Below are 9859 nucleotides of genomic sequence, written 5' to 3' on the forward strand. Positions count from 1 at the left end.
AAGCCATCACTAGACTGTAATACTGGGAAAGATTTTTGGAGCACCCGACCACGATCATCTACAAAGCAAGCAAAATGTTTTCGCTTGGCAATGTCAATTCCTACTACGAGTGTATTCTCGGTGACTTGATTTATTTTCTGATTTTGTTTAAAATCCACTTTGGAGTCCTCCTTGGTTAACTAAGTTAGGGGTCAATTCGCGCTATGATTTGACACCCCGTATCATACCAAGAGGGCTCTTTTTTGTTCAAGTCCCCGAAAATCCTTCTAACAGGAATGCTCCTTAAGTAGTAATGAATACATCCCATTTTTACTTACTTCGACAATATAGGAGAATTTTCCTGTTTATTTCCTCTATAAAGAGAGCCTAATCTAATAACTTGCATAAAAGGATACACTTAATCATTAAGTTTAATGGTACTTTTAACATTCCTTAATAAAGTTCAGTTAATAAAAAAGAGAAGTGGTCCATTCCCACTTCTCTTTGGGTTTATCTGTTAGTTATCCTCCAGGTCATCAACTCATACAGAGGATTTAACTTTGCAATTTTCCCCTTTGCAATTTGTATTATACTGTCTTTTGTTTTAAGGTCCTCATCATTAGGGAACATATGATAAATACAAAAAGATTCATAGCCTTCCCTGTCATATTTTTTATAAAAATCTACAAAACTATATGGGTCTTCTTTATCAATTTCAAACTTATGAATTGTTTTATCAGATTTTGGGTCATATATATACCAAACTAGCTGTTCACCTTGTAACTTCTTAATTTCCTCATGAATTTTAACTTTTCGATTATCAATTTTGCCTTCCTTTAGATAATTCCTATCAATAGCTCCATTTGCTGTGGCATGAAAAAGACCTATCTGGACTCCATCACCTACGACAGAGACTTGCATACACGCATGTTTTATAAAACTCTCATAGCGTTCCGCTGAGCTACCTTCAATTATTGCATCCTTCCTATGTTTACCATAGCGGATACATATCCAAGACAAACGATTATGATTGTAATCCGAGCGAATGATTTGGGAGGTAATAAATTCAGGTTTTCTCTCTGAAGCCCAGTGGTTATATAAACTATATTGTTTCAACTCATTTTTCAATTGTTTATTTAATGTAAGTAACTTTTTTCGAACAGTATCCCTACGTTTATTAATAATTGGACCATCTTGATTTTGATGTTTTGGAAAAAATGTCTCATAGTCATAGAAGTTAAAAAAGTAACCTTCTAAGTTATAATCGGTTTCTCTAAAAAGGTCTTTGTCATCAGTAAAAATCTCATTAATTTTCTGATTGGCATCTCTATTAGCATCCGATAGCTTCTCTAACTCCTTGCCAATATCCTTGTAACTTTTTATGATTTTTTCTGATACTTTCTCAGAAGCTATTAAACAATGATTAATAAATTCATCTATTCGCCCGATTCTATTTGAATGTACTTCGTGAATTAGTTCTAGATTTCCATCCAACCCTCCACGTGTAAAGTTTGCTGAACCATGAAATACTTTTAAACCTTTGGGTGTATAGAACATAAATACCTTTGCATGTAATTTTTCCTTGTGCACTATATACACATTGGCTATCTCCGATAATTCTTCTAATAATTCACCCGGTTTATTCATGTTGAATTCCTTAGATAAATACAGAGTGATATTGTCCTTATGCAGGTTGTTCTTAGTCTTTAATTCTTTGATAAAACCAAATCCATAACTCGAAAAATAAGCGGATACAATAATAATTTTATTCACGTCCAAACCCTTTACTACCTTTTGAATGTATCCCTTTTCCCACACCCAATTATCAACTTCCAATTTGCTCATAAAACCACCACGCTTTTTTTATTAATTATCTACTTAAGAACATAACAAAGCTGTACATCATCAGCACTGAGTACTCCAATTCTTAAAACTATAGAATTTTTAAGAGTAACTTCCTCCTGAAATTCCAACTCTAAAGGATTGCTTAGAATTTTATTCAACTCTACTTTTTCTTCTAATAATATCATAGCTTGAGGGGATGAAAGTACAAATTTTTCCACCTGTTCACCATTGCTTAGATATTCATATAGACCGTAAAATTCCTCCTCTAAATACTCCATTAAATCCTCCTGTAGTTCCTGCTTTAGTGCTAATAATTACTTTAACTGCTGGATTTTTTTCATATCAAATATCTCTAATTATTTTTGGGTACGCTCTGTTACCATACAGACTACAATTCCAATCACCGTTCCTAATAAGAAATATGGCAATCTAATACCTCCTTCCATTCTATAAATCCCTTATTCTTGAAACCTTTTAAGCTCGCATTTTATCATCCATAAATCCTTTTTTAGCTATTGTATAAATAGTTAGTCCAAACATAACTCCTGCCTTAAACAAACTAATCGGTGACATATACTCACCTCCTTTACCGTAAAATAAAACACGAAAAAAGAGACGAAAACTCTTATAGAGCAAACCTCTCTGACGTGTGAACATAGTTGATTGTGTTACCTTTCCGACTGCCGGTTCTTTACACAAAGCTAATCGGCTTAATAAGTTCTCCATCTTTCAAAAGACCAATGCCGATATCCTTCAATCCTTGCTTATCCTGTAACAAGTACACAACGTTTGATGCACCGCCATCGTAGAAGAATACCCAGCATGTTAATTCTGGTTTATTTTCATCTGGTATAGCAGCCTTAACCTCTTCGTTTCTTATGTCATCCACTGATAGGTTCCTAACGTCCGCTTTCCAGTCCTTCCAAGCTAGATGTGGGTGGTGCTCCTCCATGTAATTCCTGAATACATTAATAATGCTCATGTTATTTGCTCCTTTTCATAGGTCGATTAAAATAGAAAAAGGGGGAGAGAACTCATCTGTAATAGATGAATCCTCTCCCCCTTTAAAGGTGAAGTGTTTTGCAACTTCTTTATTGAGTTGTATTTGTATCGTATCAATCTTTCGGTCCTCATTGATGGTGATTTGACGGATGAGCAGGTGCATCAGCCTTTTCCTTTGCTCTCTGGTCAATGACTCTTGATAGGCACTTTTGAAGTTCTGCATAACCTGTTTGACCATTGAAAAGTTTATGAGTTGTGTACCACCTTGACCCATCTGCAGTTCAATTGGATAAAGTCTCTCTTCAAGTCGTTCCTTTTCTTCATTTAAAGTGGATAACCGCTGCACAAGGTCTGCTTTTTGAATCAAATCATCCTCGTACAAACCAAGGACCTTCTCTTTCTTTTGTTGATTGGATTCTAATGCCTTTTTCAAGGTCTCATATTCGTGTTGAAGCGGAGAAGAATCTCGTTCTTTCTTATTATTAATCCGTTCAACAATTTGCTCTATAAGCACGTCACTTGTGGCTATGTTTGATAGCTTTTCAAGCACATGAGGGTCTGCATAATCCGTTCTTACTCCATTCGAGCGACAAACCGCTGAACCTTTGTTCTTCCAAGCTCCACATACATAATACTCCAGAACCTTTTTTGTTCCGTCTTTGAGTGTATTCGTTGTCCTCCCAATCACCATTCCTGCCCCACATGCAGGACACTTCATGATACCAGTAAGCGGGAACTCGCCGTCATGTATTCGATTAGGCTTACCGGTTCTACTAGCCATGATATTTTTTGCTTTTTCCCATGTTTCTTCTGAAATGATGGCTTCGTGCTGCCCCTTTTCAATCACAGGGTGAGGATTGATATTGTTTCTTCTTTTCTCGTTCCAATCTCTCCGGACATTGTAACGTATAAATCCTGCGTAAAGGGGATTGCTTAGAATCGTTTTTACCCCGTTGATGGAGAAGTCTTTGTTCTTTTTTGTCCGGTGTCCTTCATTGTTGAGTTTGTTTGCGATGGATTTGTAACCATTCCCCTCAACGTAAAGGTCAAATACCTTTCGGACCGTTTGTGCTTCTGTTGGATTAACAACAAGTGTTGAGAGTTTTCTCTTACGGTTCTCTCCTGGAACGCTCATGACATCATAACCAAGAACCTGACCACCATTCCACGACCCTTCTTTGGCTCTTGCCAACATCCCCATTTTTACGTTTTGAGCGATATTATCTCGTTCAAATTCAGCAATGACCGCCAACATCCGAAATTGCATTTTCCCCGCTGGAGTTTCCGTTTCGTAGCGTTCCGTAAATGAACGAAAAACAATGTTTCTCATTTCTAGTTCTTCGACAATATTTAGTAAATCCTTTGTCTTACGAGAAAAGCGGTTCACCTTCCACACGAGTACCAAGTCAAAGTCTTTACCCTTGGCATCATGCAGTAATTGTTGTAAGGCTGGTCTCCCTTTGATGTTCTTTCCGCTTTTCCCTCGGTCCACGTATTCTTTATGAACAACATATCCTTCTCGTTCGCACATTTCTTTTAGCACACGGACCTGTTCATCAATACTGTAGCCTTCTTCAGCCTGTTCCAATGTGGAGACTCGAGCATAGATAGCGGCTCTTTTCTGTGTTCCAGTTCGGCTGAATTGGTCAAGCTGGTCGTCGAGCTGTCTCGCATAGTTCTGCATCACGTTCACCCCCTTTCTTGTTTTCATCTTCAATTAACCAACGTGCTACCAGTGACAGCGGAATTCCTTGCATGGCTGCTAACCTTAAATGTCTCGTATTGAGTAATTTGCACATATACTCAAACACTCTCAATCCTTCTTCTGTGGAAGTGTCGAAAGGTTCCGTTACTGAACAAATTTCCACACCATATCTTGCAAGCTCTCTTTCTATTTGTTGAAGTTCTTCCCCATCAGGAGAAAGCGTAAATACATCCCAAACAACAACTACCTCGAACAAGCCTTCAGCAGCATCCTCCAACATTCGCTTCAATACATCTCTTCTTTTTTCATGAGATTCCGAGCTTGGTTCCCAGTAGACTCTACTGACTTGATATCCAGCCCGCTCACACTTTTCTTTTAAGACCTGGACGTCTCGATGAATTCTGTACCCCTCTGGTTGGGTCCACGATGTATTTCTTGTGTAAATTACTATCTTGTCTTGGTTCTGCTGTACAGTTTCATCTCTACTTATCATTGGAATCTCCTCCTTTTGGGTGTTTTGTAAGGTACTCTGTGACCATTTCTGCTAACATGTCTAAAAGATTTTGATATTCGTAGATAGAACCTTCTTTTTCGTTCATGGCAAGCTCTCCTCGTCGTAGTAATAATATATATTTCATTTCTTTGTAAGAAAGTGGGGGGGAGGGGTGGTTAGCTAAAACAAAAGCTTTTCATTGAGTTTTTAGCTTTTGGTATTGAGCAGTTTTTTGCTTTTTCACACACCCCCTACACCCCCTTAGAACTGAATAATATCGCCAGCTAGAGTAGGGAACTGAAAATCTTCCAATTCTATCAGCTTTATTCCGTCAAAGTAGACAGTTCCTTTAACTTTCTTCTTCACAATCGAGATATTTTCTCTGTCTAAAATCACTTTGAAATAGCGCCAAAATACTTGACGTGATTTCGTTCCTTTGTCGTCAATTCCCTGGACATTTAACCATTGACTATACAAATTGTAGAAATCTGACTGCTTAGTGCGGGAACCAACCTCTTGGACCACATGAGAACGAAAAAATTCTCTCACTGGATTTTGCTCATCGTAGTAAGCACGTTCGGTTTCTTCAATTGCTTTACAGGCACTGAACTGATAGTTATTGCTTCTCAGCCGCTTCAATCCTAATATCGCCCAATTAAGAATTCCAGGCAGTTCCTTTAGCAGTTCGTCTTTCAAATCTACGTTTCGTTCTTCTTTCTTAAAGGTTCTTGAAAAAGGCACGATAATAATTTTTCGAAAATAGCCTTCTGTAACGTCTGATGAGTCGGGAAGGTTGTTGACTAGAAACACCAAACGACAGTATGGACGATAACTAATCGCAGGACGATACTTAATGTTAATAGTGATGTTATCTCCACTAACAATCGCCTTAAAGTTTTCGGTTTTAAGTGCCTTTCCACCCATTTCGTTCTCAGCAGAAATGTTAAGCGACTTACCAATCATACTTTCCATACCGAATTGGTCATTGAACTTAGACAGAGGGACGCTGCTGACGTTTTGGGGTCCCACTAATTCAGTGATAATTGAAGCCAAAACACTTTTTCCATTAGCTCCACTACCATAGTAATACACCGCTTTTTCTGCTTTGGTTTCCCCAGTCAGCCAGTATCCAATCAACTCTTGATGTACAGCTATTAGTTCATGATTGTTGAGTGTAATATCACGCATGAAATCATCAAACAAAGGTGCTGTTGCATTCGCATCATAAGGAATTGGGATTTGAACTGTAGAAAGGTACATTGGTGAATGTTCATGTAGCCTGAACGTAGACAGATTTAACATGCCGTTCTTTAAGTTGATAAAGTTGCGTCCTGTGTTCATCTCTTCAACAATAGGTGCTTCACGTTGGAGAGCTCGAATAATCTCAGTTTCATATGTGCTTTTCCAACTGTTCCATCTACCTTCATGCATCACTGCCCTGATTATTTTTCCGAGATTCACTTCAGAAAGCTCTTCATATACACCCATTTTGTTGTATAGAAAGAGTCTTCCGTCTCTTGTTGAACGCACATGGCAACGCTTGAGGAAATGCCTTGCAAAAACGTTGGCGTTAAAGTGGTATCGTTTCTTTTTGTCATCGTAAAGAAACCCTCTTTCTTCCGCCTTTCCAACCTTCAGAACTTGCCCCAGTTCCAAAAGCAATGCTTCGGGAACCAGTGAGTCAGCAATCAATTCGGCAGACTTGAATCGTTCTAAAGACTTTTGTTTAGGCATATCGTGGACATGGTCCATTAAAGCAGAGAAGAACGATTCTTCCTCTCCAACCGCCTCCATGCTAATAGCAGTTACCAATAAGGATTGTTTTGCTGGAACATCAATCTCCTGTACCAAAACTCTAAGGGTCTCCGAAGATTCTAGCAATCTTACTTTGCTGATTGGATGCTTTGATAAAAAGTTGTGAGCTTCTTTTTTATCCAGACGAACATTCTCATTTTCACTTACTTTTACCTGCGCTACATCAAATCGCTCGTTTGCTTGAATAGGGTGGATTTGAGTATTACTTGACTCCTCACTATTTGTATTAGGTTTACTTGTGTGAATCACCGGTCGCCTAACCTTTTTCAATGCCATTACGCCACCTCCCCATACAATTCAAATGAACTGCAATTAATAATCTCAATGGGCTCGTTGTCCCTTGCGCCAAAACATTTTGAGTTAAACTCAGGGAAGAAGTTAATTAAGTCATTACATACAGATTTCACTGAATCTTCAGGGTCATCCATGTAACAACCATCTTGAATCTCAATTCCCCAAATTCCAGTCTGGTTTAGAAACTCTGCAAACTCTAGCTGTAACCCAGCGTATTGCCCTCTATTCATTGCCATTTGAAAACCCTTAGGGTAGAAGTCAATGACCAACATTTCTTCATGAATATTTATTCGATTGGCACGCACCTTCTGAACCATGAGGTCTTTTACTAATCGTCTGATTTGTCTTTGTACTCCATCAGGAGAAGTTCCTTTATTAATTGGAACCTGAGCTGCTAAACGGTAGATTGCGTTGACACCGTCATAGTGGTCGTTCCTTGCAGCAGTTAAAGATGAAATTGCAATTTGATAATTGTCTTTTTGGGGAATCATAAACTTTACCTCCGTTGTTGTTTTTGTTTACGATTCTCATTGTATTTGGGAATTAATGAATCATCACGGAAAGATTTTAGAGGAAATGCACGAAAAAAAATTCCTTGACATAACAAAAACCTTCTGAACTAATTTAACGTTCAGAAGGTTTTTGTTGTTTTTGTTCTATTAGCTCTTGTATCTCTTGTTGAATAGATGGAGGAAGTTCAAGGAAATCTACCGTAGTATACATCTTCTTTTTATTTAAGTGAGGATAAGAATTTACTACTTCAAGAAAGGATTCTTGGAATAGTAACTGCTGTTCTACTTGCTGTCTATACAAAGCACTTAATGTCCTTAAGTCATTCATATATTGTTCCTGAAATTCTAGCTTTGACTTTAGGCTACTCAGGTCATCGAATAGAGAAAAATCATTCTTTACAATGCGCATTACCTCATTAATATTTTTCTCGCTCTCCAAGTAATAGTCATCGCTCATTTGGTCTTGTAGCCAGCCTCCAAATAACTTATTGTCTTCATCTGTCAACTTTTGGATTTCAATCTCTGCTAAAATCTCAATTAAGGATGTCAGCGCTTTTTCATCTGTTTCTTGTTGTAATGTCTTTCCCTTAACCAATTTCTTATTTAACAGGTCTAATGCTTCTTCATTTTTCGGATTTTCCAACATATTTCTAATCAACATAACATATGCATCGAGTTGCTCTATCGGAGCTTCAAATCTCTTAGGTGGATACCCCAACATTTTACGGACTTTACTTATATGACTTCCAATTCTTTTTCTATTGGATTCGAATACACTGGAGTTAGTATCTTTATCTCCATAGACTGCTATGGTTAGGTCTGTTATATTAAAAGTTTTCTTAGACACTTTTAAATCCGCCTTTCATTAATCATTCTCAAAAAAAACCGGAAATAAGAATCCGATTTTCAACTTGTACTCCCATATCTTACACTATTACATTTTAAATCAATATCTCCTTCCAAGTAATCCACATACCACCAATCTTCATATCCCATTTTTCGTTGATATATATTTTCGCTTTCAAGACAAATCTTTATTTCGATTTCTTCCCCTTTATCTTTTGCTGTAAAATAGACAAAAGACCAATCTTCCATATCAAAGGTCACCTGCTGATAGGAACGTTCTTCTAATTCATTAACATACGCTGTATATATCATTTCTCATTATCCTTTTCTCGCATTAATACTTCCTCATAAATTCTCTGACCATTCTTCAAACAAACTAAAAAGAGTGGTTGGTTCGTATCAGCATTAGATGCTACACAAACCAACCACTCGTGGTCATATTCTTCAGTATAGTAAACACATGTATTAATGAGCACCTTGTCAGGAGTTATACTAAGCAATTCTTTTGGAATGAGATTCTCGTCAAGTTCTTCTTTGTATAAGAGAATTGACTCTTCTCCGACATGTTCTTCCTCAACATCAATATTAAAATGCAACGACATAAAGGGAGCGAAATGTTCGGCGTTATAGTAAAACATTAACTTTCCCCCTTAAATATATCCTTTTTCCTTTAATGATGTATAGTTTCCATCGCCTACAATAATATGGTCAAGCACTTCTATTCCTAATACCTTCCCAGCTTCCACCAACCTCTTAGTTACATCGACATCTTGCTGAGACTGTGTAACCTCCCCTGAGGGATGATTATGGAAACACATGATTGAACAAGCATTGGCTGCTATTGCCGCTTTGAAAATTTCCCTAGGATGTACTAGAGCGCTATTGAGAGTTCCTATGCTGGATACATTAATATTTGTTGGTTGGTTCTTGGTATCTAAAGAGACCACAATAAAATGCTCCCTGTCTTTATCCTCTAAGAAATCTTTCATCAACTCATAGGCATCTTGAGGCGAACGAATGTAAGCCCGAAATAAAAAACAGCGTACCTTCATGGTACGCATGATAAATAGCCGTATTTTTATGATTTTTTATCAAAAATACGGCCTCATCTATCTTCTATTACATGTTGCTTGAATCATTTTAGACCAAGGCATGTATTGATCTAGAATTTCAGGATTTTGATGGATGCCGATATTCGGTAGATCCGTCAAAAGTTTCTTTATATATTCATAGAAATCAATGCCATTACTTTTTGCAGTTTCTGCGATACTCAAACAGATGGCATTCGCTTTTGCACCGTCTTCACTAACACTAAAGAGCCAATTTTTTCGACCAATGACATTGGGGCGGATGGCGTTTTCGGCTGGA

12 protein-coding genes and 1 pseudogene are annotated in these 9859 nt (G+C 37.6%); all 13 read right to left on the reverse strand.

Going from position 1 to position 9859, the window contains the following annotated elements; translation table 11 throughout:
• Nucleotides 1-158 (reverse strand): annotated as a pseudogene (locus AS180_RS21940) (IS110 family transposase); the annotation flags it as partial.
• Nucleotides 159-489: 331 nt separating this feature from the next.
• Nucleotides 490-1824: a phospholipase D family protein gene (locus AS180_RS19915; protein WP_062687395.1), complete on the reverse strand. Its 1335-nt coding sequence runs from the start codon at nucleotides 1822-1824 to the stop codon at nucleotides 490-492.
• A 29-nt stretch (nucleotides 1825-1853) separates the two neighbouring features.
• Nucleotides 1854-2102 (reverse strand): hypothetical protein, encoded by a 249-nt coding sequence (locus AS180_RS19920; protein WP_062687396.1) that lies wholly within the window; start codon nucleotides 2100-2102, stop codon nucleotides 1854-1856.
• 413 nt (nucleotides 2103-2515) lie between these two features.
• A complete protein-coding gene (locus tag AS180_RS19925) occupies nucleotides 2516-2713 on the reverse strand; it encodes a hypothetical protein (protein ID WP_226373005.1) in 198 nt (65 codons plus the stop codon).
• A gap of 108 nt (nucleotides 2714-2821) precedes the next feature.
• Nucleotides 2822-4510 carry a recombinase family protein gene (locus tag AS180_RS19930; RefSeq protein WP_062687398.1) on the reverse strand — a complete coding sequence of 563 codons (1689 nt, stop codon included), beginning with the start codon at nucleotides 4508-4510 and terminating at the stop codon, nucleotides 2822-2824.
• On the reverse strand, nucleotides 4473-5024 hold the full coding sequence (locus AS180_RS19935; protein ID WP_062687399.1) for a recombinase family protein: 552 nt from the start codon (nucleotides 5022-5024) through the stop codon (nucleotides 4473-4475). The genes AS180_RS19930 and AS180_RS19935 overlap by 38 nt, the downstream gene beginning before the upstream one ends.
• A gap of 261 nt (nucleotides 5025-5285) precedes the next feature.
• The gene (locus AS180_RS19940) at nucleotides 5286-7115 is read right to left on the reverse strand and encodes a DNA primase family protein (RefSeq protein WP_062687400.1); all 1830 of its coding nucleotides are present in this window, start codon (nucleotides 7113-7115) and stop codon (nucleotides 5286-5288) included.
• Nucleotides 7115-7624 carry a hypothetical protein gene (locus AS180_RS19945; protein ID WP_062687401.1) on the reverse strand — a complete coding sequence of 170 codons (510 nt, stop codon included), beginning with the start codon at nucleotides 7622-7624 and terminating at the stop codon, nucleotides 7115-7117. The genes AS180_RS19940 and AS180_RS19945 overlap by 1 nt, the downstream gene beginning before the upstream one ends.
• Nucleotides 7625-7757: 133 nt before the next feature.
• Nucleotides 7758-8492: a hypothetical protein gene (locus AS180_RS19950; RefSeq protein WP_062687402.1), complete on the reverse strand. Its 735-nt coding sequence runs from the start codon at nucleotides 8490-8492 to the stop codon at nucleotides 7758-7760.
• Nucleotides 8493-8551: 59 nt separating this feature from the next.
• A complete protein-coding gene (locus AS180_RS19955) occupies nucleotides 8552-8803 on the reverse strand; it encodes a hypothetical protein (RefSeq protein ID WP_062687403.1) in 252 nt (83 codons plus the stop codon).
• Nucleotides 8800-9129: a hypothetical protein gene (locus tag AS180_RS19960; protein WP_062687404.1), complete on the reverse strand. Its 330-nt coding sequence runs from the start codon at nucleotides 9127-9129 to the stop codon at nucleotides 8800-8802. Before AS180_RS19960 ends, AS180_RS19955 begins: the two co-directional genes overlap by 4 nt.
• Nucleotides 9130-9141: 12 nt before the next feature.
• Complete coding sequence (gene radC, locus AS180_RS19965; RefSeq protein WP_062687405.1) at nucleotides 9142-9552, reverse strand: RadC family protein; 411 nt, start codon at nucleotides 9550-9552, stop codon at nucleotides 9142-9144.
• A gap of 48 nt (nucleotides 9553-9600) precedes the next feature.
• A partial coding sequence (locus tag AS180_RS19970; protein WP_139109249.1) for a transposase domain-containing protein occupies nucleotides 9601-9859 on the reverse strand: 259 nt, incomplete at its 5' end.

Source organism: Priestia veravalensis (assembly GCF_001457055.1).
Lineage (GTDB): Bacteria > Bacillota > Bacilli > Bacillales > Bacillaceae_H > Priestia > Priestia flexa.

Coding starts and splice junctions, on each gene's coding strand:
- AS180_RS19930 (WP_062687398.1), bottom strand. CDS start 4,510: ATGCAGAACTATGCGAGACAGCTCGACGACCAGCTTGACCAATTCAGC.
- AS180_RS19940 (WP_062687400.1), bottom strand. CDS start 7,115: ATGGCATTGAAAAAGGTTAGGCGACCGGTGATTCACACAAGTAAACCT.
- AS180_RS19915 (WP_062687395.1), bottom strand. CDS start 1,824: ATGAGCAAATTGGAAGTTGATAATTGGGTGTGGGAAAAGGGATACATT.
- AS180_RS19935 (WP_062687399.1), bottom strand. CDS start 5,024: ATGATAAGTAGAGATGAAACTGTACAGCAGAACCAAGACAAGATAGTA.
- AS180_RS19955 (WP_062687403.1), bottom strand. CDS start 8,803: ATGATATATACAGCGTATGTTAATGAATTAGAAGAACGTTCCTATCAG.
- radC (WP_062687405.1), bottom strand. CDS start 9,552: ATGCGTACCATGAAGGTACGCTGTTTTTTATTTCGGGCTTACATTCGT.
- AS180_RS19920 (WP_062687396.1), bottom strand. CDS start 2,102: ATGGAGTATTTAGAGGAGGAATTTTACGGTCTATATGAATATCTAAGC.
- AS180_RS19945 (WP_062687401.1), bottom strand. CDS start 7,624: ATGATTCCCCAAAAAGACAATTATCAAATTGCAATTTCATCTTTAACT.
- AS180_RS19960 (WP_062687404.1), bottom strand. CDS start 9,129: ATGTTTTACTATAACGCCGAACATTTCGCTCCCTTTATGTCGTTGCAT.